This is a genomic window from Bradyrhizobium sp. USDA 4506, assembly GCF_054058795.1.
Genome location: NZ_JBSSBM010000002.1, coordinates 4,067,646 through 4,093,973, shown reverse-complemented (window position 1 = coordinate 4,093,973; position 26,328 = coordinate 4,067,646). Strand labels below are relative to the sequence as shown.

Below are 26,328 nucleotides of genomic sequence, written 5' to 3'. Positions count from 1 at the left end.
GTCAGGGTGGGCTCGACCTCGCTCGCGCCTTCTCAACGGGCTTGACCGAAGTAAGAATTTTCTTCAATCTTGGTATGCCAAATGCCAGTGGCGGTCCTTCGGGGATTTGGACGTCGCGGTGTCCACAGCCCGCGATCGCACAACATCGACACAACGAGGAAACGGGGAGGGAAGTCGAATGGCCGATCTTGGCATGTCGCGCAGGGAGTTATTGGTCGGGTCCATGCTCACGGCGGTCGCCGCGGCGGCGCCGCGACCGCTCTGGGCGCTCGACAGCACGGGCGCGCTGGCGCGATCGAAGACCGGCATGGTGACGAGCCCGCACGAGCTCGCCACGCAGGCGGGACTCGAGGTGCTGCGCAAGGGCGGAAATGCGATCGAGGCGGTCATCGCCATCGGCGCCACGCTGTGCGTGACCTATCCGCATTTCAGCGGCCTTGGCGGCGACAGCTTCATGGTGATCAGTGACCGCAAGGGAAATGTCCGGACGCTGTCCGGCGCAGGTCAGGCTGCGCTCAACCTGCCGAACTACAGCGGCTCGGTCCCGATCCGGGGGCCGGGGGCGGCGCTGACCGCGGCCACGACCGTCGACGTCTGGGACCAGGCGTTCGATTTCAGCCGCAAGTCCTGGGCCGGAAAGCAAAGCTGGGCGTCGCTGTTCGCGCGCCCGATCGAATACGCCAGCAAGGGCTTCGCGGTCACGCCGTCGCAGCGCTTCTGGCAGGACATGGAAGCGAAGAACCTGAAGGACTGGCCCGACATCCAGCGCATCTTCATGCCCGCCGGCAGGATGCCTGAAATCGGCGAGCCGCTGGTTCAGGCCGAGCTCGCGAAATCACTGGAGATGCTGGCGGCAAATGGCGGGCGTGATTTCTATGAAGGAAAGCTCGCCGCGCGCATTGCGGCCGGACTGAAGCAGATCGGCTCGCCGCTGACCGCCGACGATCTGGCGCGCTGCCGCGCGCGCGACGAGACGCCGTTGCGCGTCGGCTATCGCGGCGGCGAGCTGCTCGGGCTGCGCCCGCCGACGCAGGGTCTCACGACGCTCGAGATTATGGGCATCCTCGACCGCTTCGAGCTCGCGAAATATCCGGAAGGGAGCGCGGACTACTATCACCTGCTGGTCGAAGCGGTGAAGCAGGCCTTCATCGACCGCGGCCGCTACATCGGCGATCCGGAATTCGTCGACGTTCCGGTCAATCAGCTGCTCTCGGCGAGCTACCTCGACGCGCGCGCGAAGGCGATCAGCCTCGAGAAGGCGATGCCGTGGCCGCACGTGTTCAAGAAGGGCGACACGGTTTATCTCGCCGCGACCGACCGGGACGGCAATTGCGTCAGCATGCTGCAAACCGTCTACTACGATTGGGGAAGCGGCATGGTGGCCGGCGACACCGGCATCATCTGGCACAACCGCGGTGCGTCGTTCAACCTCGACCCGGCCAGCCCCAACTGCCTCAAGGCGGGCAAGCGGCCGTTCCACACGCTCAATCCGGGGATCTATCTCAAGAGCGGACGGCCGCATCTGCTGTACGGCACGCAGGGAGCCGACGGCCAGCCGCAGACGCTCGCGGCGGTGCTGACCAGGTTGATCGACTACAACATGGATCCGCTCACCGCGCTATCGCGGCCGCGCTTCCTGCTCGGCAAGACGTTCTCCGATGCGCGCGACAGCCTGAAGCTGGAGAAGGATGCCGGTGAAGCGGTCTTCAAGGCGCTCGCCGAGCGCGGCCACGAAATCAGTCCGATACCAGCCCAGAGCCCGCTCGCAGGACATCCGGGTGCGATCCGGATCGACGCTGACGGAAGCATCACCGGGGCGCATGATCCACGCAGCGACGGGCGGGCGCTCGGGCTGTCATGAGACGAAGCGCGGTGGATTGACGGAGCCGCCCGGCGGCTGCCGGGCGCATCCGGCAGCCATATGCGAAGCATGGTCCGCCGGTGGGCGAGCGGTGGCGGACGACGCCCTCGACGCGTTGCGATCTGTCGCTCGCCATGGCCGACTGAAGGCCGACTAAAGTTCAAGCGTCGATGGTCCGTTCCGGTGGAACTTTCCGGCGCGCCTTATCGTTTGTACTCAAACAAACCACAGTCAATATCCGTCCGGGGGCCTGTGCGAGGGAGACACCCCCATGGCAAGATTTGGCCCAATGCTTGGTCTGACCCCCGGCCTCGACGCCAACCGGCTCACACCATCCGAGCATCAGCTGCAGATGCGCCGTGCGGTGATCGCCTCCACCGTCGGGACCGCGATCGAGTGGTATGACTTCTTTCTCTACAGCACCGTCACCGGCCTGGTGTTCGCAAAACTGTTCTTTCCGCATTCCGATCCCTGGGTCGGCACGCTCGAGGCCTTCGCCATCTATGCGGTCGGCTTCGTCGCGCGGCCGATCGGGGCTGCGATCTTCGGGCACTATGGCGACCGCATCGGCCGCAAGTCGACGCTGATCGCGACGCTGCTGTTGATGGGACTGGCGACCGCGGCGGTCGCATTGGTGCCGACCTATTCCAGCATCGGCATCTGGGGTGCGGTGATCCTGACCGTGTTGCGCTTCATCCAGGGCGTCGGCGTCGGCGGCGAATGGGGCGGCTCGGTGCTGATGTCGATGGAATGGGCGCGCAACGATCGCTCCCGCGGCCTGATCGCGTCATGGCCGCAATTCGGCGTGCCCTGCGGACTGTTCCTCGCCAATCTCGCGGTGCTGGCTTTCAGCCAGATGTCGGGCGACCAGTTCCTGTCGTGGGGCTGGCGCATTCCGTTCGCGCTCAGCATCGTCCTGGTCGGTGTCGGCCTCTACATCCGGCTCGGCATTCTGGAAACGCCTGTGTTCAGCAAGCTGCTGGCCGAGCGTCAGCTCGACCGCACGCCGATGCTGACGGTGATCCGCGATCATCCGAAGGAGATCCTGCTGTCCGCCTTCGCGCGGATGTCCGAGCAGGCGCCGTTCTACATCTTCACCGCCTTCGTGTTCTCCTACGGCGTCGGAACGCTGCACGTGTCGCGTGACTTCCTGCTGACCGCGGTGCTCGCGGCCTCGGTGCTGTCGTTCGTCTCGATCCCGCTGTGCGGGCACATCTCCGATCAGATCGGCCGCAAGAACATGTACATGATCGGCGCTGCCGTGACCGGCGTGTTCGGCTTCATCTATTTCGCGATGCTTAACACCGGATCGGAAACGATCATCTTCCTTGCGATCTTCCTGTCGCTGATTCCGCACGACATGCAGTACGGCCCGCAGGCGGCCCTGATCGCAGAGAGCTTTACTGGTCGCCTGCGCTACAGCGGCGCCTCGCTCGGCTATCAGCTTGCTTCCGTGATCGCCGGCGGTCCGGCACCGCTGATCGCGACCTGGCTGTTCGGCACGTTCCATTCGGCGACCGCGATCGCGGCCTATATCGCGGCTTGCGCAATCATCACGCTGGTCGCGACCGCGATGATGACCGACTACACGGGCAGGGACATCAATGCGCCCGAGGCGCATCAGCAGCGGGTTTGAGTAGCAAGGGAGCAATCGATGATGAAGTGGCGAAAAGAATCCGCGCTCGATCTCTATAACCTCATCGCAGCGATTTTCCTGCTCGCTGCGCCGTGGCTGTTCGTGCGGGCCAATCCGACGGCGGCGATCGATCTCAGGATCAGCGGCGCGGCGATCGCGATCATGTCGCTGGCGGCGATCGTCGCGTTCTCGATCTGGGAAGAATGGATCAACCTGGTCGTCGGATGCTGGCTGATCGTCTCGCCCTGGCTGCTCGGCTTCACGCATACCCGCGCGATGCATTTTGCCATCGCCGCCGGCGCGGTGGTGGCATTCATGGCGCTGCTCGAGCTGTGGCTCGAATACGAGAAGACGCATTTCGGCCCGGCGGCGCCGCAGGCCGCCGAAAGGCAGTAGGATCCGCCGCCGGCGAGACCGAGGGGTGTGGCTCCTTGTCTTTGAGCATGACCTCCTCGGAAAACCGCTTCGCGCTTTTCCGGATCATGCTCTAGCAGCCGCGGCAAATCCCCTTGATCTTGCGGTCGACGATCGCGTCCTCCAGATCGATGATCTGCTGCGATGTCGATGTCGTCGCCGGAATATCGGCGGCGCGCGGCTGGCGATGGCCGACCGGCGCCGACCACGGCCTGCTCGCGGTTTCGTTTGACGCGTAGGCGCGGGGCTGCTGGACCGCCGCCTGTGCGAAGCAAGCGGTCGCCATTGCCGCGGACATAATCGCAGCCAAGCCAAGTCGTACGCCGGGTCGTCGAAGATCGATCATGAAAGTCTCCATGCCGTCATCGCCGCGTTTTGCGCGCGGCCTTGATGACATGGAGTGCCCCGGTCGCTCCGGTATTCCCCGCTCCATCTGATGTGATCGGGCGCTCGCGGCGCGGTGATCGCGCGTGATGAAATAATTTCCGGGCGCGCGCGGTCCTGAACACAGGAGCCGAGCTAGGTCGGCTTCATCCACCGTACGGAGAAATCCCATGACCAAAGTGACCCTCGCGGCGCTTGCGCTGGTTGCCGCAGCCGCCTGTTCGGCGCAGGCGTCGGCCGCCGGCAACAACGCTGCGGTGCGGCGCGCCAATGCTTCGATGACGACAACGACGGTCAGCAGCAAGACCACCGATTGCGTGCGCGCGCCGAAGGTCGGATCGTTCGCGACCGCTCCCTTCACCGAGCCGCCCTGCATGCCCGGCACGATGCGCTGATGGCGCACAGCAAAAAGCCCCGGACCTGAGGTCCGGGGCTTTGGGCCTTGCCTCGTTCCTGAGGCGGTTATTCCGGCTTGCCGATCGTCACCGCGAGCTTGCCGACGCCGTCGACACCGCATTCGAGCTTGTCGCCCACTTGCAGCTGCGAGACGCCCGCGGGCGTGCCGGTCATGATGATGTCGCCGGCGGCGAGCTTCACCTGCTGCGAGAGCTGCCAGATGATTTCAGGCACGTTCCAGATCAGCTCGGTGAGGTCGCCCTTCTGGGCTTCCTTGCCGTTGACGGTGAGCCAGATCTTGCCCGCGGTCGGGTGGCCGATCTTCGCGGCCGGCTGGATCGCCGAGCACGGCGCGGAATAGTCGAACGACTTGCCGATCTCCCAGGGCCGCTCCTTCTTGCGCGAGGCGATCTGCAGGTCGCGGCGGGTCAGGTCGATGCCGACGGCATAGCCGTAGACATGCTCGAGCGCCTTGTCGGCGGGAATGTTCAGCCCGCCGCTCTTCATCGCCACCACCAGCTCGACCTCGTGATGCAGGTCCTTGGTCAGCGGCGGATAGGGGATGATCGCGCCATCGGGCACCAGCATGTCGGCATGCTTGCCGAAGAAGAACGGCGGCGCGCGCTCGTCATTGCCCATCTCCCTGATATGCTCGAGATAGTTGCGGCCAACGCACCAGATGCGGCGGACCGGATAGGTGCCGGATTCGCCGACGACGGGAAGCGAGGGCTGCGGGGGAAGCGGAATGACGGTGGATGCGGCGTTCATGAACGGGTCCCGGAGGGTTGAAGGAGGGAGCGCGGGCGGTATTTACGCGCTTACGCCGCTCAGGGCTAGTGGCTGCGGCTGCATCCGGCGCAGAGGTGAGGCCAGCTTTCCGCCGAGCGCAGCCGCCTTTGGTCGACAAAGGCGGTGGTGTCCATGAGGAAATGGCTTTCGATCGGCCTGGCGCTGGTCGCCGTGGTCCTGATCGCCGCCGCCGTTCGCTTTTTCACGGTCGTCCCGGAGCGGATCGACCGGGCGCAGAACAGGGTCCAGCGCGTGGCGCTGGATATCACGCCCGCCGCAACGGCCCTGCAGGCGACGCTCGACGTGGCGGACATGCATGCGGACAGCCTGCTGTGGAAGCGTGACCTGATCGCGCGATCCGATCGCGGCCATATCGACCTGCCGCGCCTGATCGAGGGACACTACGCGCTGCAGGTGTTCTCGTCGGTCACCAAGTCGCCCAAGGGCCAGAACTATGATGCCAACGGCGCCGATACCGACACCATCACGAACCTCGCCATCATCGATCTGCAGCCGCCGCGGACGTGGTTCTCGTTGCTGCAGCGCTCGCTGTGGCATGCCGAGAAACTGCGGAGCTTCGCCGAACTGTCCGCGGGACGGCTGCGCCTGATCGCAACGCCGGCCGACCTCGACCGCCTGCTCGCCGACCGCAAGAGCGGCGCGACGGTGGTTGGCGGCATGCTGTCGATCGAGGGCCTGCAGAATATAGAGGGCAATATCGCCAATCTCGACGTGCTCTACGCCGCCGGATTCAGAATGGCCGGTCTCGCGCATTTCTTCGATAATGATGTCGCAGGCTCAATGCACGGCGTCGCAAAGGGCGGGCTGACGCCGCTCGGCCGGCAGGTGGTGCAGCGGATGGAGGCGATGGGCATGATCGTCGACCTCGCGCATGCGAGCCACGCGGCGGTCACCGAGGTGCTGGCGATGGCGACGCGCCCGGTGGTCTCGAGCCATGGCGGCGTTCAGGCGACCTGCAAGGTCAACCGCAACCTCACTGATGACGAAGTCCGGGGTGTCGCGCGGACCGGCGGCGTGGTCGGCATCGGTTTCTGGCAAGGCGCCGTCTGCTCGCTCGATCCGAACAACGTGGCGCGGGCGATCGCCCATGTGCGCGACCTGGTCGGGATCGACCATGTCGGCCTCGGGTCGGATTTCGACGGCTCGACCACGACGGGCTTCGATGCCAGCGAGATCGTCGCCGTGACCCAGGCGCTGATGTCGCGCGGGTTCTCGGAGGACGACATCCGCAAGGTCATGGGCGGCAACGTGCTGCGCGTGCTCCGCGCCGGCATTGCCCCGAGGGGATGAGAGGGACCTAGCCGGTGGCGCTGATCGGCGCCAGCGCCAGCGGCGACGGGTCGTGGTGGTGCTGCAGGCGGAAGAACGAGGCGTAGCGGCCGCCGCGGCGCAGCAACTCCTCGTGCCGTCCGCGCTCGACGATCTCGCCGCCCTCGACCACAAGGATCGCATCGGCATGCATGATGGTGTGCAGGCGGTGCGCGATCACGATTGTGGTGCGGCCCTGGCAGAGATGCTCGATCGCTTCCTGCACCTGCTTCTCGGACTCCGAGTCGAGCGCGGCGGTGGCCTCGTCGAGCAGGATGATCGGCGCGTTCTTGATCAGCGCGCGGGCGACCGCGATGCGCTGGCGCTGCCCGCCGGACAGCTGCGTGCCGTGCTCGCCGACCGGCGTGTCGTAGCCGAGAGGGAAGCTCATGATGAAGTCGTGTGCACAGGCGGCCTTGGCGGCGTCGACGATCTCTTGCTCGGTGGCGCCCTGCTTGCCGAAGGCGATGTTGGCGCGGATGGTATCGCGGAACAGATAGACGTCCTGTCCGACATAGGCGGTCTGCTGCCGCAGCGACTTGCGCGACACTGACGAGATCGGCTGTCCGTCGATCAGGATGTCGCCCTCGCGCGTCTCGTAGAAGCGCAGCAGCAAGGCCAGCACGGTCGATTTGCCGCCGCCGGAGGGGCCGACCAGCGAGGTCACCCTGCCGGGCTCGGCGACGAAGCTCATGCGGTTCAGCACCGGCTCGCCCGGCCGATAGGCGAAGCTGACGTCGCGCAGCTCGATCCGCGCGTCGGAGAGTTTCAGGGCCGGCTTGTCGTCGTCGGTCTGTTCGCTCGCCGGGCTATCGACCACCTCGAGCAGCATCCGCGCGCCGACCAGCTGGCTGTTGAGGTCGATGTTGAGCCGCGCCAGCCGCTTGGCCGGCTCGGTCGCCATCAGGAAGGCGGTCAGGAACGTGAAGAACTGGCCCGGCGTGGAACCGAGCGCCACCACGCTGTAGCCGCCATACATCAGGCAGCCGGCGACCGCGAAGCCGCCGAGCATCTCCATCAGCGGATTGGAACGGTTGGCGACGCGCGCCATCTTGTTGGCATTGCTCTCGACGGTTGCGATGTGCTCGTCGATCCGCTGCTGCATGGTGCCTTCCAGCGTGAACGCCTTCACGGTGCGGATGCCCTGCAGCGATTCCTGCATCGTCTCCATGATGTCGGCGGTGCCGGTGAACTGGTTGTAGGCGAGCCCCTTGATCCGCTTCACCAGCCTGCGCAGCATCAGCATCGCCGGCGGCACCGCCACGAGCCCGATAAACGACATCAGCGGGTCCTGCCAGACCATGACGGCGACCATGCTGATCAGCATCAGGAAGTCGCGGCCGATCGCGTTGACCAGCATGTTGAGTACGTCGGTGATCGACTTGGCGCCGGCGGTCAGCCGCGCCAGGAATTCCGACGAGTGCCGCTGCGAGAAGAAGCCGATGCTCTCGCTCATCAGCTTGGCGAATAGTTGCCGCTGGTTGCTGGCGAGGATGGCGTTGGAGATCTTGTTCAGGATCACCATGTGGCCGTAGGTCGCCAAGCCCTTGATGAACAGCAGCACCACCGTGATCCCGGCGAACATGGCGATGCCGGGGATGTTCTTGTCGACATAGGCCTGGTTGATCACCTGGCCGAGCACGTAGGTGGCGCCGGCCGTCGAGCCGGCCGCAACGGCCATCAGGGCGAACGCCGTCAGATAGCGCCGCCAATAGGTAATGCCTTGTTCCATGACCAGGCGGCGAATCAGGATCGCCGCGCCATAGGGATCGTCGGTAATTTTCTTTGGAAACTGGGCCATCCGCGTTCCATTGACGGCGGGGCAGCGCCGGCCGTCAGGGTTGCGGGACCTCCTTGCCCGCTTGGCGGGGCTTTTTCAAGCACAATAACTGCTTGATAACGGTTTGTTTTTTAGGCCGATTCCGCTTGTCGTGCGGAGCCGGCGCGCTCCCGGAACAGCTTCTCCTCCCAGGCCAGTGCGTGGCTCGCGATGGTCTCGAGATCATCGTAGCGCGGCGTCCAGTCGAGCAGTGAGCGGATCCTTGTCGTGTCGGCCACCATGGTCATGATGTCGCCGGACCGGCGCGCGGCGTAGGCGACCGCGAAATTGCGCATCGAGACCCGGCGCACCGCCTCGATCGTCTCGAGCACGGAATAGCCGCGGCCATAACCGCAATTCATCGTCACCGATTGCCCGCCGGCGCGGAGATAGGACAGCGCCGAGCGATGCGCCTCGACGAGGTCGCTGACATGGATGAAGTCTCGGATACAGCTGCCGTCCTGGGTCGGATAGTCGGTGCCGAACACATCGATCTTGGCGCGCTGGCCGGTCGCGGCCTCGACCGCGATCTTGAGCAGATGGGTGGCGCCGATGGTGGCAAGGCCGACGCGGCCCTTCGGGTCGGCGCCGGCGACGTTGAAGTAGCGCAGCACGACGTAGCTCATGCCATGAGCGGACGCGACGTCGTGCAGCATGATCTCGGTCATCAGCTTCGATGAGCCGTAGGGCGACAGCGGACGCGTCGGTGCGATCTCCGGCACCGGCACCTGGTCCGGGTTGCCGTAGACGGCCGCGGTCGAGGAGAAGATGAAGCGGCTGACTCCGCCCTTCACCGCCGCGTTGAGCAGGCTGCGGGTCGTCATGGTGTTGTTGCGGTAGTAGCCGAGTGGATCGCGCATCGAGTCCGGCACCACGACGGAGCCCGCGAAATGGATGATGCTGTCGATGCCGTGCTGGGCGATCACGCCCTCGACGAGATTCTCGTCGCCGGCATCGCCGATGAACAGCGGCACGCCTTCGGGCAGGAACGCGGAGAAGCCGGTGGAAAGGTTGTCGACCACGACGACGCTCTCGCCGGCATCGACCAGCGCATGAACCATGTGACTTCCGATATAGCCGGCGCCGCCGGTCACGAGCACGGTCATGGATAGAGCTCTCCCGATATTCTTTAACCGGTGATGCTAGCGGGAGTGCGGTGAAGAGGGGGTTTCGCCGCGGCCGAACTGGCCACTATGCTTAATGTTGCGTATAGGAACTGGCACGAAACGGAGACTTGAGTGCCGATCGAGAACACACCTGCCGGCGAGCTCGAGCTCATCGTGCCCAATCTGCACCGACGCTATTCGGGTGTCACCGCGACCAACCGCATGGTCGCGCCGAAGCTCGCCAAAATGCTTCGCGCAGCCTGGCTCGGCTCGCATCGGCCCGACGGCATCGACGCGATCGGATTCGCCGATCTCCTGCGGCTGTGGCGGCGCGCATCGCCGCTGATCTGGCACGCGCGGCGCAACGACGAGATGATCGTCGGGCTCGCGCTGCGGGCGCTCGGCTGGCCGCTGAAGCTGATCTTCACCTCGGCTGCGCAGCGCCATCACACCTGGCTGACGCGCTGGCTGATCCGCAACATGGATGCGATCATCGCCACCAGTCCGCTGTCGGCCTTCTATCTGAAGCGCGACGCGACGGTGGTGATGCACGGCGTCGACACCGATCGCTATGCGCCGCCCGTCGATCGCGCGGCAGCCTTCGCCGAGAGCGGATTGCCGGGGCGCTATGCGATCGGCTGCTTCGGGCGGGTGCGCGCGCAGAAGGGCAGCGACGTCTTCGTCGAGGCGATGTGCAGGCTGCTGCCGCGCTATCCCGATTTCACCGCCGTCATTGTCGGCGCCGTGGTGCCGGAGCAACTCGCCTTTGCCAACGAGCTGAAGCGGAAGATCGAGGCCGCCGGGCTGCAATCGCGCATCATCATCACGGGCGAACTGCCGATCGAGGACGTCATGCGCTGGTATCAGCGGCTGACGATCTACGCCTTCACCTCGCGCAATGAAGGTTTCGGCCTGACCCTGATCGAGGCGATGTCGGCAGGCGCGGCGCTGGTGGCCGCGCGCGCGGGCGCGGCCGAGTTCGTCGTCGAGGACGGCGTCACCGGGGTGCTGACGCCGCCCGGCGACGCCGACGCGCTGGTGGCCGCGCTGGAGCCCTTGATGCGCGATCCGGCATCGGCCGCGGCGATGGGGGCGCGGGCGCGGCAACGAGTTGTGGATAAGTTCAGCCTCGATGCCGAGGCGAACGCGATCGCCAAGGTCTACCGCGCGCTGACCTGAGCCAGCACGCGCTGCGCAATCTCCACGACCTCTTCGGGTGCGATGTCGCGCATGCAGCGATGGTCGTTCATGGTGCAGACGGTGCGCTGGCACGGCTGGCACGACAGCTTGCTCCTGGTCTGCAGCACCGTCGCGGCGAGGCCGTTGAGGGGCGCCCAGAGATAGGGATCGGTCGGGCCGAAGATGCCCATGGTCGGCGTGCCGATTGCGGCGGCGATGTGCATCAGGCCGGAGTCGTTGGTCACAGCGACGCTGGCCGCGGCCATCGCAACGATGCCGTTGCGCAGATCGCTGCCGGTGAGGTCGCGGACCCGCGCGCCGCCGACGGCCGCGATCTCCTGTGCCAGCGCCTTCTCGCCGGGGCCGCCGACCACCCAGACGTCGAAGCCGCGTTCGGCGAACAGGCGCGCGGCCTCCGGATAATAGGTCCAGCGTTTCGAGGCGCCGACCGAGCCGGGGCCGAGCGCGATGGCGGGACCGCGGCCGAGGCCGTTAGCCTGCCGCCAGCGTTCGATTTCGTCCGCGGGAACCCGAAGCTGCGGCACCGGCCATTCCGGCGGGCGGGCGGCGCCGTCGGGCAGCGCCAGGATCGCGTTCTTGTCGATGAAGCGCGGCTGCTGCTTTTCCCCCCATCGCATCGCGTTGATGAGGCCGAACCGCACCTCGCCAAAGAAGCCGACCCGTTCCGGGATGCCCGCCAGCGCCGGCGCGAGAGCGGCCTTCCAGGTCCGCGGCAGCACCAGTGCGGTGGCGTAGTTCCGTCGGCGAAGCTCGGCCGCGAGGGCCTGCTGCTGGGCCAGCGCCAGCCGGCTGCGCGGCAGGTCAGATACGATTCCGGCGCGAACATCGGGCATATAATCGACCAAAGGGGCGCAAAGCCTGGACGTCAGAAGGTCGATCGGCCGGTTCGGCCAACGCTTGCGGAGCACCCTGACCACGGTGTGGCCGCGCACGAAATCGCCGATCCAAACATAGGGCACCACGAGGATCGGTCTGGTATCCCCGGCATCCTGTGTTTCGATATCAGATATTGAATCAATATTCATTTCTAAATAGGCCAAGGCCGATCGGGCGCGGCCAAGTCGGTAACCGGTTCGCGATGAGAGGTAAAGCCGTCGTTGCCTGCGACGCGGGAGTGGGGCAAAGCTGACGGCTGCAAAGGAATCTGGCGGGATTTCATCATGTTTCTGGTAACCGGGGGCGCCGGTTTTATCGGATCGAACGTCGTGGCCGCGTTGAACGACGCCGGGCGCAGCGACGTCGCGGTCTGCGATCTGCTTGGGCAGGACGGCAAGTGGCGGAACCTGGCCAAGCGCCAGCTTGCCGATGTCGTTCCGCCGGCCGAGCTCGGCGACTGGCTGAAAGGGCGGCGGCTCACCGCCGTGATCCATCTCGGCGCCATTTCCGAGACTACGGCAATCGACGGCGACCTGGTGATCGAGACCAATTTCCGTCTCTCGATGCGGCTGCTCGACTGGTGCACGGCGAATGCCACGCCGTTCATCTATGCCTCCTCGGCCGCGACCTATGGCGACGGCGAACAGGGGTTTGACGACGACGCGTCGGTCGAGGCGCTGAAGCGGTTGCGGCCGATGAACCTGTACGGCTGGAGCAAGAACCTGTTCGACCTTGCGGTCGCCGAGCGCGCGGCGAAGGGCGCGCCTCTGCCGCCGCAATGGGCCGGGCTGAAATTCTTCAACGTGTTCGGCCCCAATGAATATCACAAGGGCCCGATGATGAGCGTGCTGGCGCGGCGCTTCGACGACATCAAGGCGGGCCGCGTCGTGCAGCTGTTCAAGTCGCATCGCGAGGGCATCGCCGACGGCGATCAGCGCCGCGACTTCATCTATGTGGACGATGTCGTGCGGGTGATGATGTGGCTGATCGCGACGCCGCGGGTCTCCGGGCTGTTCAATGTCGGTACCGGCAAGGCGCGCAGCTTCAAGGACCTGATCGTCTCGGCCTATGGCGCGCTCGGGCTGGAGCCGAACATCCAGTATGTCGACATGCCCGAGCAGATTCGCGGCAGCTACCAGTACTTCACCCAGAGCGTAGTCGATCGTCTCGGGCGCGCCGGATACAATGGCGGTTTCACCCGCCTGGAAGACGCAGTCGGGGCCTATGTGAAGGGCTTTCTCGACCGCGCGGATCGCTATCGCTAGAGCGGATGACGGTGACTGATGTTCGATTTTGAAGCGATCTCGCGTGCGATGTCCGGCCAGACCGTGCTGTGCGTCGGCGACCTCATGCTCGACGAGTTCGTCTACGGCGAGGTGTCGCGAATCTCGCCGGAGGCGCCGGCGCCGGTGATCGCGGTCAGGCGCAGCGAGACCAATATCGGCGGCGCCGGCAACGTCGCGCGCAACATCGCTGCGCTTGGCGGGCGCTGCATCTTCGTCGGCCTGATCGGCGAGGACGCCGCCGGCGCGGTGCTGGCCGAGGCGCTGGCGAAGGAAGCCGCTATCGAGACCGTGCTGGTGCGCGACGCCGCCCGTCCGACCACGCGCAAGGTGCGCTTCGTCTCCGAGCAATTCTCGACCCACATGCTGCGCTCCGACTGGGAGTTCGCCGCGCCGGCCGCGCCGGCCATCGAGCAGCAGCTGATCGACGCGATCCTGCCGCGGCTTGCGCGGGCCGACATCGTGCTGCTGTCGGATTACGCCAAGGGCGTGCTCACCGCGCGGGTGATCCGCAATGTGATCGACGCGGCGCGCCAGGCGCAAAAGCGCGTCATCGTCGACCCCAAGAGCGCCAATCTCGCGATCTATCGCGGCGCGACCGTGCTGACGCCGAACCGCAAGGAATTCGCCGAGGCGACCCGCAGCCGCGCCGACAGCCAGGACAGCATCGCGCAGGCCGCGCCCGATGCGATGTACCTCGCGGATTGCGAGGCGATGCTGGTGACGCAGGGCGAGCGCGGCATGACGCTGGTGACGCGGGGCGGCGGTTCGATCCATGTGCCGGCGCTGCCGGTCAAGGTACGCGACGTCTCCGGCGCCGGCGATACCGTTGCCGCGGCGCTGGCGCTGGCGCTGGCGGGCGGCGCCGACTGGGAAGGCGCGCTGCGGATCGCGAGCGCGGCGGCGGCGGTTGCGGTCGGCAAGACCGGTACCGCGATCGTCAAGTCCGCCGAATTGCGCCGAAGGATCCTGCCGCACGCTTCGCTGGCGGCCGAGGAGAAGATCGTCCCGGCCGGCGGCGACATCGATGCATGCCTCGAGGAGTGGCGCAGGCAGGATCTGCGCATCGGCTTCACCAATGGCTGCTTCGACATCCTGCATCCCGGCCACGTCAAGGTGCTGACCGCCGCGCGCGGCGCCTGTGATCGCCTCGTCGTCGGGCTGAACAGCGACGCCTCGGTGAAGCGGCTGAAGGGCGAGGGGCGTCCGGTGCAGGACGAGCGCGCCCGCGCCGAGGTGCTGGCGGCGCTGGAAGCCGTCGACCTCGTCGCGATCTTCGAGGAGGACACGCCGATCAATCTGATCACGCAGGTGCGGCCGAGCGTGCTGGTCAAGGGCGGCGACTATACCCGCGAGCAGGTGGTCGGCCACGAGATCGTCGAAGCCGCCGGCGGCGAGGTGGTGCTGGTCGAGATCCTGCCCGGCCACAGCACGACGTCGCTGGTTGCGCGGGCCCGTGAGGGCAAGGCATGAGCGCAAGCATGGCATCCCCGGCAGGCGCCGCGGCGTGTCCGGCCTGGCGCGATCCGGCGCGCTGGCAGACCGCGACCGATGTGGTCGCGGTCCTGATCGTGCTGTCGCTGCCGTGGTCGACCTCGCTGGTCGGCATCTTCGGCGTGGTGCTGCTGATCGCGATTGCGCCGACGGTCGATCTGAAGGCGTTCTGGGCGCTGCTGAAGCGGCCGATCTGCCTGGCGCCGGTCGCGTTGTTTTGCCTCGCGCTTGTCGGCACGCTCTGGTCGGACGCGGCCTGGGGCGCGCGATTCTACGCGGTCGGGCCGACCGCAAAGCTCCTCGTGCTGCCGGTCCTGCTCTATCATTTTCAGCGCTCGGCCCGCGGGACCTGGGTGTTCGTCGCTTTCCTCGTCTCCTGCACGCTCCTGATGCTGATGTCCTGGCTGGTGCTTGCCTATCCGCACCTCGCGCTGAGGGCGCCTGCGCCTGGCGAGCAGGGAGTCTTCGTCAAGAACTACATCGACCAGAGCCAGGAATTCACCTTATGCGCGGTCGCGCTGGCCTATCCGGTCGTGATGCTGCTGCGGGCCAAACGCTTCCTGCCGGCCATGTTGCTGATCGCGATCGCGCTCAGCCTGTTCGCCAACATGGCGATGGTGGTGGTGTCGCGGACTGCATTGGTGACGGTTCCGATTATGTTCGCGGTGTTTGCGCTGCTCCATCTGCGCTGGCGCAGCATCGTCCTGATCCTTTGCGCGGCCGCCGCGTTAGCCGTGGTGGCGTGGTATGGCTCACCGCAATTGCGCTGGACGGCCGAGTCATTCCAGCGCGACTACAAGCTCTACATGGAGCGCAACGAGCCGACCTCGGTCGGTCTGCGGCTCGAATTCTGGCGAAAGTCGCTCGGCTTCTTCGCCGAGGCCCCGGTCATCGGCCATGGCACCGGAGCGACCCGGGGCCTATTCGAGCGCGTGGCAACGGGTGGTGTGACCCAGGCCTCCGGCGAAGTGATCGGCAACCCTCACAATCAAACGTTGAACGTCGCCGTGCAGTGGGGCATTGTGGGTGTGGCGATCCTGTATGCGATGTGGCTGCTGCACCTCTTGCTGTTCCGCGGCGACGGTCTCGTCAACTGGATCGGGCTTCTCGTCGTAGTACAGAATATTACGAGTTCGTTGTTTAATTCACACATCTTCGACTTTCACGAAGGCTGGATGTACGTGCTGGGTGTCGGGGTCGCGGGCGGCATGGCGTTGAAGGGGCAATTGGGGGCCGATATGGAACCCGAACCTCCTGCTCGTCCATGATCGCTGGCAAGGGCGCTGCAGATACGCTATCAGCCTGCCAAATGTCTCACCGCAAACTCCCAGTTGCCGGCAACCCGTCCGTTAGATGACGCGTCTTTCACAATTTACCCTGCGCAACTTCCTGATTTTGCTGCATGACGCGCTCGCGACGACGTTTGCGTTGCTGGCGAGCTTCTATCTGCGTTTTGAGGGCAGCCTCCTTACCGATCGACTGCCGCATCTGCTGCTGATTCTGCCCTGGTTCGTGCTGTTCAGCATTTTCGTCAGCTATTTCTCCAATCTGACCACGGCGAAATGGCGCTTCACCTCGCTGCCGGACGCGGTGAATATCCTGCGGGTCGCATCCGTGCTGACGCTGGCACTGGTCGTGCTGGACTACGTCTACTTCTTCACCGGAACGAATTCGCAAAGCCCGGTGTTCCTCGGCCGGGTCACGATCATCCTGTTCTTCTTCCTCGAGGTGTTCGCGCTGAGCGCGTTGCGCCTCGGCTACCGTTATTTCCGTTATTCGCGCACGCGGCTGCATGCCCGATCCGACAACGCCGCGCCGGCGCTGCTGGTCGGACGTACGGCCGATGCCGAAGTCGTGCTGCGCGGCATCGAGAATGGTGCCATCAAGCGGCTCTGGCCGGTCGGTGTGCTCTCGCCGTCGGACGCCGACCGCGGCCAGATGATCCGCAACATTCCCGTGGTCGGCGGCGTCGACGACATCGAGGCCGTGATTCGGGATTTTGAGACCCGCCAGCGGCCGATCAAGCGCGTGGTCATGACACCGTCGGCCTTCGAACCCGAAGCGCATCCGGAAAGCGTGCTGATGCGCGCCAGGCGGCTCGGCGTGATGGTCAGTCGCCTGCCGTCGCTGGAGGGCGGCGACGCGCCGCGACTGACCAACGTCGCCGTCGAGGACCTGCTGCTGCGCCCAAGCCAGAAGATCGACTACGCGCGGCTCGAGACGCTGGTGAGGGGCAAGTCGGTCATCGTGACCGGCGGCGGCGGCTCGATCGGTGCCGAAATCTGCGAACGGGTCGCGACCTTCGGCGCCGCGCGCCTCCTGGTCGTGGAGAATTCCGAGCCGGCGCTCTATGCGGTTACCGAGGCGCTGTCCGCGCGCGACTCCGGCCCCGAGATCGAGGGCCGGATCGCCGATATCCGAGATCGCGAGCGCATCACGCGGTTGATGAGCGAGTTCAAGCCCGACATCGTGTTCCATGCCGCGGCGCTCAAGCATGTGCCGATCCTGGAGCGCGACTGGAGCGAAGGGGTCAAGACCAACATCTTCGGGTCGGTGAACGTGGCCGACGCCGCGCATGCCGCGGGCGCGAGCGCGATGGTGATGATCTCGACCGACAAGGCGATCGAGCCGGTGTCGATGCTGGGCCTGACCAAGCGGTTCGCCGAGATGTATTGCCAGGCGCTGGACCATGACCTGATGACCGAGGCAAAGGGCAAGCCGCACATGCGGCTGATCTCGGTGCGGTTCGGCAATGTGCTGGCGTCCAACGGATCGGTGGTGCCGAAATTCAAGGCGCAGATCGAGGCCGGCGGACCGATCACGGTAACCCATCCGGACATGGTTCGCTACTTCATGACGATCCGCGAGGCCTGCGATCTCGTGATCACCGCGGCGACGCACGCCGTGACGCCGGCGCGGCCTGACGTCTCGGTCTATGTGCTGAACATGGGGCAACCGGTGAAGATCGTCGATCTCGCCGAGCGGATGATCCGTCTGTCGGGCCTGCAACCCGGCGTCGACGTCGAGATCGTATTTAGCGGCATCCGCCCCGGCGAGCGGCTGAACGAGATCCTGTTCGCAAGCCAGGAGCCGACGCTCGAGATCGGGGTCGCCGGCGTCATGGCGGCCAAGCCGAACCAGCCTCCGATGTCGACGCTGCGCAAGTGGCTCGCGGCGCTGGAGGATGCGATCGAGAGAGATGACCGTGTGACCATCCGCGCCGTCCTTCAGGACGCCGTGCCCGAGTTCGGATCGAATGCCGCCTGACCGCGCCGTTCTGCGGACGCCGAGACAGGACCGTTTCGAAAGCCATTGATGCGTAGTTCTCGAAAAGTCGTGGTCGTCAGCCAGCACTATCCGCCGGACCACAGCACGACCGCCGCGATCATGTCTGCGATCGCCGAACGGATCGCGCAGGAGTCGGAGGTGATGGTGGTCTCCGGGATGCCGGGCTCGGCGCGGGCGCCGGCGCCCGGGCGTCCCGCCGTCGTCGAGATCAGGAACTGGCTGCCTGGAAAGGCGGCGCTGATCAAGCGCGCGCTGGCCGAGGCGCTGTTCACCGGCCGGATCTTTTTTGCGCTGTTGTCGCGCCTGAAGCGGGGCGACGTGGCGCTGACGGTGACCGCTCCCTTCGCGCTGCCCTATGCGGTTGCCGCCGCGGCAAGGTTGAAGGGGGCCAAGTCGGCGCTGATCCTGCACGACCTGTTTCCCGATGTGCTCGTGATGGCCGGGCTGCTGCGGCCGTCCTCGCTGGTCGCGCGGGCGATGCGCGCGATCAACGCGCTGATGTTCCGGGCCCTGAACGCTGTCATCGTGATCGGCCGCGACGCCGAGAAGCTGCTGCTGCGCTATGGCGGAATGACACAGGACAAGATCAGGTTCATCCCGAACTGGGCCACGCTCGCGCCCGGCAACCGTCCCGTGAGCCCCGACAATCCGTTTCGCAAGGCGATCGCCGCGCGCTTCGTCGTCGGGCTGTCCGGCAATCTCGGCTTCACCCACGATCCGGACATCGTGTTCGAGGCCGCGCGGCTGCTGCGTGACGAAGGCGAGATCCATTTTCTGCTCTCGGGGTGGGGCATCGGCTTCGCGCGGCTCAAGGAGCTGCGGGCCACCGCGCGGCTTGCCAACGTCACGCTGGTCGACCGCGTCGCGGACAGCGAGCTGGATGCGCTGCTCTCCAGCGCAGACGTCTGGCTCATTCCCTATCGCAAGGATGTCGCCGGCGTGTCGGTGCCGAGCCGGTTCTACAATCTGCTCGCTGCCGGCCGGCCCGTCATTCTCGTCTCCGAGCCAGAGGCCGAGGCTGCGCTCACCGTCAGCGAAAACCGGCTGGGCTGGGTCGTCACGCCGGGAAGGCCCGATCAACTCGCCGAAGCCATCCGCCTGGCGTCGCGATCGCGGGACGCCGCGATGGCCGAGCGCGCCGTCGCGACCGCGCGGAACTTCAGTCCCGAGCGGGCGCTCGCGAGCTACGCTGCGCTGGTCCGGGAGCTGCTATCCAATCGCGATGTGGAGCGGACGGTATGAATAATGGTCACCGGACGGTTCTGGTCACGGGCGCCAGCGGCTTTGTCGGCCGCCATGTGGTGCCCGCGCTGGCGCGCGGCGGCTGGGTGGTGCGACGCGCGGTGCGAACTCCACCGCGCGATGCAAACGACGTGATGATCGGCTCGCTCAGTCCCGCCACCGATTGGCGCGCCGCGCTCGACGGGGTGGAGGCGGTTGTGCATCTTGCGGCCCGCGTTCATCAGCAGTCCGACGAACGCGCGATAGAGCTCTATCGCAACGTCAATATCGAGGGCACGCTGCATTTGGCGCGGTCCGCGGTCGCTGCGGGCATTCGCGATTTCATTTTCGTCAGCACGATCCTGGTGCATGGGCGCAGCAATTACGGGCGTCCTCCGTTTCGCGAGGACGATGTCCTGACGCCGCGCGGCCTCTACGGAAACTCGAAGGCGGCCGCCGAGGTCGGCTTGAAGGAAATTGTGCCGGGCAGCGGCATGAGGGTGACCGTCATCAGGCCGCCGCTAATCTACGGGGCCGGTGCGAAGGGAAATTTCGCCCTGCTCAAGCGCGCGGTGCTCAATGGCTTGCCGCTACCGCTCGCTTATGTGAAGAATCGCCGCGCGTTCCTGTCGGCGGAAAACCTCGCGTCGTTCATCTTGCACCGGTTGTCGCACCCGGGAGATGATTTCGACGTGTTCCTGGTGGCTGACCGCGAGCAGGTCTCGACGCGGGAATTCGTCGAGCGTCTGGCCCGGGCGGCGGACACCTCGCCGCGTCTGTTCTGGCTGCCGCCGCTGCTGTTGAAGATGGCGCTCGGGATCAGCGGCCGCAAGGAAGCCTATGACAGCCTGTTCGCCTCGCTCGAGCTTGATCTTTCCAAGATCGCGGGCACCGGATGGCAGCAGCCGATCAGCCTCGACGAGGGGCTGCGGCGCGCGCTGCGTCAAACGGACAGCTGAGGCGATCAGAGCGGTCGGGAGAACCGCCGCAGCTGCCAGGCGACGGTGAGCGCGCCGGCCAGCAGCAGCGCGATGTCCGCAGTGAGCGAATTGAGGGCGACCGAGGTGAATGCGAGCAGCGCCAGCGCCGCGTTAAGCGCAAACACCTCGCCGACGACGCGCCACACCGTGAACCCGTTGTCGGTCGCGCGCTGGTAGAAGTGCGAGCGATGCGCGGCCCAGAATGGCTCGCGCCGCGCCATGCGGCGAAACAGCGTGACCGTCGCATCCGTCAAATAGTACAGTGGCAGCAGCAGCGCGGCGGCGAACTGCCGGTGCAGGGCGAGCTCGAGCAGGCACCAGCCGAGCAGCAGGCCGATCGGCAGGCTGCCGACATCGCCGAGGAATATCCTTGCGACCGGTCGGTTGAACGGCGCGAAGCCGAGCAGCGCGCCGCACAGCGCCGCCGCGACCAGCGCGGGAGCTGCGGGGAGATAGCCGAAGCTGCCGAGCAGGGCGATCGCCACGGTGATCGGCACGGCCTCGGCCGCGGTCATCAGGTCGAGCCCGTCCATGAAGTTGACGAGGTTCACGAACCAAAGGCCGGCGATCAGCAGCAGGCCGCGTTCGAGCCAGACCGGGCCGGCCGGAACCAGCCTGAGACCATCAGGCGCGGAAAACACCACGGCCGCAACGGCGGCGGCCTGCAGCAGCAGCCGCGGGACGACGGGCAGCGAGCGGATGTCGTCGGCAAAACCCACCACCGCGATGAACAGGCAGGCCGCGAAGACGATGAAGGGAATCGTCAGGTTCTGCGATCCGGCCAGGACGATGACGATTCCGCCTGCCAGCAGCGTCGCCGCCGTGACCGCGATGCCGGCACCCTGCGGCGTTGGAATACGGTGCGACGAGCGCGCATTCGGCTTCGCCAGCGCCACACGCAGCAGCAGCGGCCGCGTCGCCTGGATCAGGACAGCCGAGATCGACGCAGCCAGAACCGCCGCGATCAATGACAGGAGGATTTCGAAAGCGCTCATTCTGGTCCGGCTATTGCGATCCCGGGACTCGCGATTGCGATCCCGGGACTTCGATCGGTTCTGTGCCCTTGGCGGCCTTTTCCGGGCTCAGGATCCAGACCAGGCCGCCAAACACGCCAACCACGAACGATACCGCGCCGAATAACAGCGAGATGTTGACGCCTTCATTGGCGATCAATCCGGCGTAGCCGAAGGCCAGCGCCATCGTGGCCTCGCGTACGCCCCAGCCTGCGATCGAGATCGGCATCATCGTGATCAGCATCACCGGCGGCAACAATTGGAATATCTGGCCGAAGGTGACGGGCGCGGTGATCGATTTCACCACGCACCAGGCGATCACGACGGTCACGACGTGAATGGCGATCGAGAGAATTGCGACCCTCAATCCGCGCTTGCGGCTGAACAACACCCGGTTCGCGATGACCGCGCAGGCGTGGATGTGATGCGTCGCCCACCATTGCTTCAGCCAGACCCAAGGCAACACGCCGATCAGCAGGAAGCCAAATCCGGCCGCGAGTGCGGCGAGGTCGAGAAGCAGCAACGCCATCCAGCCGTGGGAATCAGAAATCAGCCGATAGCTCCAGGGCAGGGTGGCGGCGATGACGACGGCGAGGGCGATCAGCCCGATCGCGCGGTCGACGAAAATCGAATAGGTGGCTGCGCGCCAGCCCGCACCGGCGCGCGCGACGAGCCAAAGCCGGACCGCGTCGCCGCCGATCGAGGATGGCAGTGTCTGGTTGAAGAAGGTGCCGATCACGTTGAAGCGCATGGCCTGGCCTGCCTCCAGCGGGGCTCCGCACTCCACGCTGATCTCCCGCCAGCGCAATACCCCGAGGAAGATCTGCAGGAACGTGACCGCGATCGCGAGGCCGAGCCAGCCCAGGCTCTCGACCTGGATACGGGAGGCAAGGTCGTACAGATTGACCTTGCGCAGCGAGAGATAGAGCAGCGCTGCCGAGATCAGGATCTTGACGGTCGAAAGCAGGATTCGGCGCATTTCCGTTCGGCTGCCAGGTTTCAGAATGTGTCAAAAACAGCGCAAAACGCTTTCGCGCGCCCAAATTCGCCGCCTTGGTATGGTTTCCGCGCCGATCTGGCAATACCCGTACTGGTCCCTATTGCGGCAGGCGCGAAGGGGTGGCTAAAGAGGCCGGAACGGGGGACGGCCGGCCACTCACCGGGGGTTTACGTTACCGGTAAAATCCGACCAGACGCGCGGGGGGCGCGTGCTACTGCTTGGATAGTGCTTCCGAGGCGACAGGGCCGCCGGCCGCGACAGCCCGGGCCGATTTGGTGTGTCGTCCGCAGGCGGATACGACAGGACTTGCACGACAGGACTTGCACGACAGGATTTGAGGCATCGATGGATCGACGAATTATTCCCCTGATCATGTGCGGCGGCGCAGGCACGCGATTGTGGCCGGCGTCACGCGAGGTGCATCCGAAACAGTTCCTGTCGCTGTTCGGGGCCCGCTCGACCTTCCAGGAGACGCTGCTGCGGGTTTCCGACGCCGGCCTCTTCGAGCGTCCGATCGTGATCACCAACGAGGCCTATCGCTTCATGGTGCTGGAGCAACTGGCCGAGATCGGCCGCGAGGCCGACGTGCTGCTGGAGCCGATGCGTCGCGACTCGGGGCCGGCGATCGCGGCCGGTGCGGCGTTCGCGCAGAGCCGCGACAGCGAAGCGATCGTGCTGGCGCTGGCCGCCGACCATCTTGTGCGGGACACCGCGGCCTTCGTCGCCGCGTGCCGCGGCGGGTTGGTGGCCGCGGACGCCGGCCGCATCGTGACGTTCGGCGTCAAGCCGGAGCGGCCGGCCACCGAATACGGCTACATCAATCCGGGTGAGGCGGTCGCCGGCGAGGTGCGCACGGTGGCGAAATTCGTCGAGAAGCCGGATGCCGCGACGGCGGCGGGCTATATCGATGCAGGCTATCTCTGGAACAGCGGCAACTTCATGTTCCGGGCCGGCGTGCTGCTCGACGAGTACCGCAATGTCGATGCGGACAGTGTCGCCTCGGTGGAGCAGTCGGTTGCGTCGGCGGCGCGCGATCTCGGCTTCGTCAAGCTCGATGCGCAGGCCTTCGGCGCGGCGAAGGCGATCTCGATCGACTACGCGGTCATGGAGAAGACATCGCGTGCCGCGGTGGTGCCGGTGGCGTGCGGCTGGTCAGACATCGGCTCGTGGCGTCAGGTCTGGGAGCTGTCGGACAAGGACAGCCTCGGCAACGCTGCGCGCGGCACTGCGGTGTTCGAGGACTCCCGCAATTGCAACGTCTCGACCGACCGGGCGCTGGTTGCGCTCGAAGGCGTCGACGATCTCGTCGTGGTCGCGACCCAGGACGCCGTGCTGGTGTCACGCCAGAAGGACGCCAACGGGCTGAAGCGGCTGGTCGCGAAATTGAAAGTGGCGGCGCCGGAGGTGACCGAGAATCATATCAAGGTGCATCGCCCCTGGGGCTCCTATCAGTCGGTCGACAATGGCGATCGCCACCAGGTCAAGCGTATCGTCGTCAAGCCGGGCGGACGGCTGTCCCTGCAGAAGCACCATCACCGCTCCGAGCACTGGATCGTGGTGCGCGGCACCGCGCAGGTCACCGTCAACGAGCTGATCAAGACGGTGCACGAGAACGAATCGATCTACATCCCGATCGGCGCGGTGCACCGGCTGGAGAACCCGGGCAAGATCCAGCTCGAGCTGATCGAGGTGCAGACCGGCAGCTATCTCGGCGAGGACGACATCATCCGCATCGAGGATGACTATCGGCGCACCTGAGGCGAACGGGCCCCGCGCTCAAGATCGAGTCGCGGGCGATGTAACTCTTTGAATCAAAACGTGTCCGGATTTCGCCGTTGGCATTCGCCACATTTGTGACGCCGTGCTATAGCGGCTGCCAACGAAGCGGGTCGTGATTTGCGCCAAAGGCGCGGATCGGGCAGAGGGGCCTTGGTGCTGATTCCCTCGGAGCCGGGATGGCTCCCTGAGAAGCCGGGACAACCGCCAGAACGTTACTTGGGGTCTACGATATGAATGCAAAAGTGTCCGCAGCCGGCGCGAAGGCCGATATTGGCCGCGCATTGCGCGTCGGCGTGATCGGCGCCGGCGTGATGGGCAGCAACCATGCCCGCGTGCTGGCCGGACTGCCCGGGGTGCTGTTGATCGGCATCGTCGATCCGCTGCCGGAACATCGCACCCGCGCCATCGACCTGGTCGGCTGCCGCGCCTTCGAAAGCCTCGATCAGCTGTTCGCCGAGGGCATCGATGCGGTGACGATCGCAGCTCCCACCCATCTGCATCACGAGATCGCGCTCGCCTGCATCGCGCGCAACATTCACATCCTGGTCGAGAAGCCGGTCGCGTCCACGGTCGAAGAGGGCCGCGAGATCGTTGCGGCCGCCGAGCGGGCCGGCGTCACGCTGATGGTCGGCCATGTCGAGCGTTTCAATCCGGCGGTCGCCGCGATCAAGAAGGCGATCTCGGGCGAGGACATCCTGTCGATTGGCATCACCCGGGTCGGCCCGTTCCCGCCGCGAATGTCCAATGTCGGCGTCGTGATCGATCTTGCCGTGCACGACATCGACCTGATCCGCTGGTTCACCGAGTCCGATATCGTCGAGGTGCAGCCGCAGCTCTCGAGCGCCGTCGCCGAGCGCGAGGACATCGCGCTGCTGCAGTTCCGCACCGCTTCCGGCGTGCTCGCCCACATCAACACCAACTGGCTGACGCCGTTCAAGGCGCGCAACGTGACGGTCGCAACCCGCGGCAAGTATGTGATGGGCGATCTGCTCACGCGTCAGGTCACCGAATGTTTCGGCTTCAAGCCGGACGGCAGCTATTCGATGCGTCACCTGCCGGTCGGGCATGACGAGCCGCTGCGCGCCGAACTGATCGCCTTCCTCGACGCCGTACGCGGCGGCAAGCTGCCGGCGGTGTCCGGCGACGAGGGCGTGGCGAGCCTCGAGATCGCGATCCGCTGCCTGGAATCGCCCGCGCGGCCCGCCGCCTCGACGATGCGCAAGGGGCCGCGCCGCATCGCCAGCTAATTGCAACTTGAAAACACGCGCGAAAGCTTCATGAACCAACACATGCGTCCAGAGCCTGTTCCCTTCATAGACATTGCCGCGCAGCGCCAGCGGCTCGGCAAATCGGTCGATGATGCAGTCGCCCGCGTGCTCAACCATTGCCAATTCGTCAATGGCCCGGAAGTGACCGCGCTGGAGAAGGCGCTGGCGGACTATAGCGGCGCAAAGCATGTGGTGAGCTGTTCCAGCGGCACTGACGCGCTCTTGATGGTCCTGATGGCGAAGAATGTCGGGCCGGGTGACGCCGTGCTGTGCCCGTCTTTCACGTTCTGCGCGACCGGCGAAGCGGTGGCGCTCACCGGCGCGACACCCCTCTTCGTCGATGTGGACGAGACGACATTCAATATCGATATCAATTCGCTCAAGCGCGGGATCGCCACCGCGATGTCGCGTGGCCTAAAGCCGGTTGGTGTCATTCCAGTGGATTTGTTCGGCCAGAGCGCCGATCATGACGCGGTGGCTGCGGTTGCCGAAGCCGAAGGCCTGTTCGTGCTCGACGACGCCGCCCAGGGCTTTGGCGCGAGTTACAAGGGCCGCAAGCTCGGCACCTTCGGGCTTGCGACCGCGACCAGTTTCTTCCCGGCAAAGCCGCTCGGCTGTTTCGGCGATGGCGGCGCGATCTTTACCAATGACGACGAACTTGCGAACGCGCTACGCAGCATCCGTGTGCACGGGCAAGGCTCGGACAAATATGACAATGTCCGCCTCGGCCTCACCGGGCGGCTCGATACCATGCAGGCCGCGATCCTGCTCGAGAAGCTGAAGATTTTTGACGACGAGATCGTGGCACGCAACCAAGTGGCGGAGCGCTACGCGCGCGGACTCGGCAATATCGTGACCGTGCCTCGCCTTGCGCCAGGTTGCACCTCGGTGTGGGCGCAATACACAATCCGCCTGCCGAAAGGGGCCGACCGCGATGCCTTTGCCTCGACGCTGAAGACCCAAGGCATTCCGACGGCGATCTACTACACGAAGTCGATGCACCAGCAGACCGCTTACCGTGATTTCCCGGTCGCCGACGGCGGCCTAGCGATCAGCGAAAGCCTCTCCGACGACGTCATCAGCCTGCCGATGCACGCCTATCTCGACGAGGCGGCCCAGGACCGCGTCATCGCGGCTGTGCGCAGCGCGCTTTCAGCCTGATAGGAAACTTTTTCAGACCGCAATCATGCGC

General features: G+C 65.7%; 22 protein-coding genes. 15 read left to right on the top strand and 7 right to left on the bottom strand.

Going from position 1 to position 26,328, the window contains the following annotated elements; genetic code table 11:
* Positions 1-178: 178 nt before the first annotated feature.
* The 3 genes from ggt (at position 179) to ACVIHF_RS21660 (ending at position 3,893) form a co-directional block, all read left to right on the top strand.
* Positions 179-1,861: a gamma-glutamyltransferase gene (gene ggt, locus ACVIHF_RS21670; protein ID WP_456792484.1), complete on the top strand. Its 1,683-nt coding sequence runs from the start codon at positions 179-181 to the stop codon at positions 1,859-1,861.
* 271 nt (positions 1,862-2,132) lie between these two features.
* Positions 2,133-3,497 (top strand): MFS transporter, encoded by a 1,365-nt coding sequence (locus ACVIHF_RS21665; protein ID WP_229191982.1) that lies wholly within the window; start codon positions 2,133-2,135, stop codon positions 3,495-3,497.
* A gap of 21 nt (positions 3,498-3,518) precedes the next feature.
* A complete protein-coding gene (locus ACVIHF_RS21660) occupies positions 3,519-3,893 on the top strand; it encodes an SPW repeat protein (RefSeq protein ID WP_229191981.1) in 375 nt (124 codons plus the stop codon).
* 91 nt (positions 3,894-3,984) lie between these two features.
* On the opposite strand, the gene ACVIHF_RS21655 is transcribed toward ACVIHF_RS21660, so the two are convergent.
* On the bottom strand, positions 3,985-4,449 hold the full coding sequence (locus tag ACVIHF_RS21655) for a hypothetical protein (protein ID WP_456792483.1): 465 nt from the start codon (positions 4,447-4,449) through the stop codon (positions 3,985-3,987).
* A 16-nt stretch (positions 4,450-4,465) separates the two neighbouring features.
* Between ACVIHF_RS21655 and ACVIHF_RS21650 the strand changes: the two genes are divergently transcribed.
* Positions 4,466-4,690 carry a hypothetical protein gene (locus ACVIHF_RS21650; protein WP_141342916.1) on the top strand — a complete coding sequence of 75 codons (225 nt, stop codon included), beginning with the start codon at positions 4,466-4,468 and terminating at the stop codon, positions 4,688-4,690.
* A 67-nt stretch (positions 4,691-4,757) separates the two neighbouring features.
* Here ACVIHF_RS21650 and ACVIHF_RS21645 read toward each other — a convergent pair whose 3' ends face one another.
* Positions 4,758-5,459, bottom strand: a complete 702-nt coding sequence (locus tag ACVIHF_RS21645; protein WP_076825777.1) for a fumarylacetoacetate hydrolase family protein — start codon at positions 5,457-5,459, stop codon at positions 4,758-4,760.
* Between the two features lie 153 nt (positions 5,460-5,612).
* On the opposite strand from ACVIHF_RS21645, the gene ACVIHF_RS21640 reads away from it, so the two are divergent.
* Positions 5,613-6,791, top strand: a complete 1,179-nt coding sequence (locus ACVIHF_RS21640; protein WP_456792482.1) for a dipeptidase — start codon at positions 5,613-5,615, stop codon at positions 6,789-6,791.
* Positions 6,792-6,798: 7 nt separating this feature from the next.
* On the opposite strand, the gene ACVIHF_RS21635 is transcribed toward ACVIHF_RS21640, so the two are convergent.
* Both ACVIHF_RS21635 and galE read right to left on the bottom strand, forming a co-directional pair.
* Positions 6,799-8,610 carry an ABC transporter ATP-binding protein gene (locus ACVIHF_RS21635; protein WP_456792481.1) on the bottom strand — a complete coding sequence of 604 codons (1,812 nt, stop codon included), beginning with the start codon at positions 8,608-8,610 and terminating at the stop codon, positions 6,799-6,801.
* Positions 8,611-8,720: 110 nt separating this feature from the next.
* Positions 8,721-9,734: a UDP-glucose 4-epimerase GalE gene (gene galE / locus ACVIHF_RS21630; protein WP_456792480.1), complete on the bottom strand. Its 1,014-nt coding sequence runs from the start codon at positions 9,732-9,734 to the stop codon at positions 8,721-8,723.
* Between the two features lie 138 nt (positions 9,735-9,872).
* Here galE and ACVIHF_RS21625 point away from each other — a divergent pair, with 138 nt between their 5' ends.
* Complete coding sequence (locus ACVIHF_RS21625; RefSeq protein ID WP_253609951.1) at positions 9,873-10,913, top strand: glycosyltransferase family 4 protein; 1,041 nt, start codon at positions 9,873-9,875, stop codon at positions 10,911-10,913.
* On the opposite strand, the gene waaF is transcribed toward ACVIHF_RS21625, so the two are convergent.
* Entirely contained in the window at positions 10,895-11,959 is a 1,065-nt protein-coding gene (waaF, locus tag ACVIHF_RS21620) for a lipopolysaccharide heptosyltransferase II (RefSeq protein WP_253607826.1), read from the bottom strand. The two genes, ACVIHF_RS21625 and waaF, sit on opposite strands and share 19 nt — an antisense overlap.
* A 135-nt stretch (positions 11,960-12,094) precedes the next feature.
* Here waaF and rfaD point away from each other — a divergent pair, with 135 nt between their 5' ends.
* The 6 genes from rfaD (at position 12,095) to ACVIHF_RS21590 (ending at position 20,055) form a co-directional block, all read left to right on the top strand.
* Positions 12,095-13,075 carry an ADP-glyceromanno-heptose 6-epimerase gene (rfaD, locus tag ACVIHF_RS21615; protein WP_253607827.1) on the top strand — a complete coding sequence of 327 codons (981 nt, stop codon included), beginning with the start codon at positions 12,095-12,097 and terminating at the stop codon, positions 13,073-13,075.
* Positions 13,076-13,093: 18 nt separating this feature from the next.
* On the top strand, positions 13,094-14,566 hold the full coding sequence (gene rfaE1, locus ACVIHF_RS21610) for a D-glycero-beta-D-manno-heptose-7-phosphate kinase (protein ID WP_253607828.1): 1,473 nt from the start codon (positions 13,094-13,096) through the stop codon (positions 14,564-14,566).
* Positions 14,567-14,574: 8 nt separating this feature from the next.
* A complete protein-coding gene (locus ACVIHF_RS21605; RefSeq protein ID WP_253607829.1) occupies positions 14,575-15,855 on the top strand; it encodes an O-antigen ligase family protein in 1,281 nt (426 codons plus the stop codon).
* 85 nt (positions 15,856-15,940) lie between these two features.
* On the top strand, positions 15,941-17,854 hold the full coding sequence (locus tag ACVIHF_RS21600; protein WP_028338296.1) for a nucleoside-diphosphate sugar epimerase/dehydratase: 1,914 nt from the start codon (positions 15,941-15,943) through the stop codon (positions 17,852-17,854).
* 48 nt (positions 17,855-17,902) lie between these two features.
* Positions 17,903-19,117, top strand: a complete 1,215-nt coding sequence (locus ACVIHF_RS21595) for a glycosyltransferase family 4 protein (RefSeq protein WP_253607830.1) — start codon at positions 17,903-17,905, stop codon at positions 19,115-19,117.
* A complete protein-coding gene (locus tag ACVIHF_RS21590; protein WP_253607831.1) occupies positions 19,114-20,055 on the top strand; it encodes an NAD-dependent epimerase/dehydratase family protein in 942 nt (313 codons plus the stop codon). Before ACVIHF_RS21595 ends, ACVIHF_RS21590 begins: the two co-directional genes overlap by 4 nt.
* Positions 20,056-20,060: 5 nt before the next feature.
* Here ACVIHF_RS21590 and ACVIHF_RS21585 read toward each other — a convergent pair whose 3' ends face one another.
* A complete protein-coding gene (locus tag ACVIHF_RS21585) occupies positions 20,061-21,071 on the bottom strand; it encodes an MraY family glycosyltransferase (protein ID WP_253607832.1) in 1,011 nt (336 codons plus the stop codon).
* Between the two features lie 10 nt (positions 21,072-21,081).
* Positions 21,082-22,068: a lysylphosphatidylglycerol synthase transmembrane domain-containing protein gene (locus ACVIHF_RS21580; protein WP_456792479.1), complete on the bottom strand. Its 987-nt coding sequence runs from the start codon at positions 22,066-22,068 to the stop codon at positions 21,082-21,084.
* A gap of 366 nt (positions 22,069-22,434) precedes the next feature.
* Between ACVIHF_RS21580 and ACVIHF_RS21575 the strand changes: the two genes are divergently transcribed.
* From ACVIHF_RS21575 to ACVIHF_RS21565, 3 genes are all read left to right on the top strand, one after another.
* Positions 22,435-23,847, top strand: a complete 1,413-nt coding sequence (locus tag ACVIHF_RS21575) for a mannose-1-phosphate guanylyltransferase/mannose-6-phosphate isomerase (RefSeq protein ID WP_028341623.1) — start codon at positions 22,435-22,437, stop codon at positions 23,845-23,847.
* Positions 23,848-24,098: 251 nt separating this feature from the next.
* Positions 24,099-25,115 carry a Gfo/Idh/MocA family protein gene (locus ACVIHF_RS21570; RefSeq protein WP_229159034.1) on the top strand — a complete coding sequence of 339 codons (1,017 nt, stop codon included), beginning with the start codon at positions 24,099-24,101 and terminating at the stop codon, positions 25,113-25,115.
* A 30-nt stretch (positions 25,116-25,145) separates the two neighbouring features.
* Positions 25,146-26,297 carry a DegT/DnrJ/EryC1/StrS family aminotransferase gene (locus tag ACVIHF_RS21565; RefSeq protein WP_229159036.1) on the top strand — a complete coding sequence of 384 codons (1,152 nt, stop codon included), beginning with the start codon at positions 25,146-25,148 and terminating at the stop codon, positions 26,295-26,297.
* Positions 26,298-26,328 lie beyond the last annotated feature (31 nt).

Excerpts from the sequence above, each read along its gene's own strand:
- ggt (WP_456792484.1), top strand. The coding sequence starts at position 179 with ATGGCCGATCTTGGCATGTCGCGCAGGGAGTTATTGGTCGGGTCCATG.
- ACVIHF_RS21665 (WP_229191982.1), top strand. The coding sequence starts at position 2,133 with ATGGCAAGATTTGGCCCAATGCTTGGTCTGACCCCCGGCCTCGACGCC.
- ACVIHF_RS21660 (WP_229191981.1), top strand. The coding sequence starts at position 3,519 with ATGAAGTGGCGAAAAGAATCCGCGCTCGATCTCTATAACCTCATCGCA.
- ACVIHF_RS21650 (WP_141342916.1), top strand. The coding sequence starts at position 4,466 with ATGACCAAAGTGACCCTCGCGGCGCTTGCGCTGGTTGCCGCAGCCGCC.
- ACVIHF_RS21645 (WP_076825777.1), bottom strand. The coding sequence starts at position 5,459 with ATGAACGCCGCATCCACCGTCATTCCGCTTCCCCCGCAGCCCTCGCTT.
- ACVIHF_RS21640 (WP_456792482.1), top strand. The coding sequence starts at position 5,613 with ATGAGGAAATGGCTTTCGATCGGCCTGGCGCTGGTCGCCGTGGTCCTG.
- ACVIHF_RS21635 (WP_456792481.1), bottom strand. The coding sequence starts at position 8,610 with ATGGCCCAGTTTCCAAAGAAAATTACCGACGATCCCTATGGCGCGGCG.
- galE (WP_456792480.1), bottom strand. The coding sequence starts at position 9,734 with ATGACCGTGCTCGTGACCGGCGGCGCCGGCTATATCGGAAGTCACATG.
- waaF (WP_253607826.1), bottom strand. The coding sequence starts at position 11,959 with ATGAATATTGATTCAATATCTGATATCGAAACACAGGATGCCGGGGAT.
- rfaD (WP_253607827.1), top strand. The coding sequence starts at position 12,095 with ATGTTTCTGGTAACCGGGGGCGCCGGTTTTATCGGATCGAACGTCGTG.
- rfaE1 (WP_253607828.1), top strand. The coding sequence starts at position 13,094 with ATGTTCGATTTTGAAGCGATCTCGCGTGCGATGTCCGGCCAGACCGTG.
- ACVIHF_RS21605 (WP_253607829.1), top strand. The coding sequence starts at position 14,575 with ATGGCATCCCCGGCAGGCGCCGCGGCGTGTCCGGCCTGGCGCGATCCG.
- ACVIHF_RS21600 (WP_028338296.1), top strand. The coding sequence starts at position 15,941 with ATGACGCGTCTTTCACAATTTACCCTGCGCAACTTCCTGATTTTGCTG.
- ACVIHF_RS21595 (WP_253607830.1), top strand. The coding sequence starts at position 17,903 with ATGCGTAGTTCTCGAAAAGTCGTGGTCGTCAGCCAGCACTATCCGCCG.
- ACVIHF_RS21590 (WP_253607831.1), top strand. The coding sequence starts at position 19,114 with ATGAATAATGGTCACCGGACGGTTCTGGTCACGGGCGCCAGCGGCTTT.
- ACVIHF_RS21585 (WP_253607832.1), bottom strand. The coding sequence starts at position 21,071 with ATGAGCGCTTTCGAAATCCTCCTGTCATTGATCGCGGCGGTTCTGGCT.
- ACVIHF_RS21580 (WP_456792479.1), bottom strand. The coding sequence starts at position 22,068 with ATGCGCCGAATCCTGCTTTCGACCGTCAAGATCCTGATCTCGGCAGCG.
- ACVIHF_RS21575 (WP_028341623.1), top strand. The coding sequence starts at position 22,435 with ATGGATCGACGAATTATTCCCCTGATCATGTGCGGCGGCGCAGGCACG.
- ACVIHF_RS21570 (WP_229159034.1), top strand. The coding sequence starts at position 24,099 with ATGAATGCAAAAGTGTCCGCAGCCGGCGCGAAGGCCGATATTGGCCGC.
- ACVIHF_RS21565 (WP_229159036.1), top strand. The coding sequence starts at position 25,146 with ATGAACCAACACATGCGTCCAGAGCCTGTTCCCTTCATAGACATTGCC.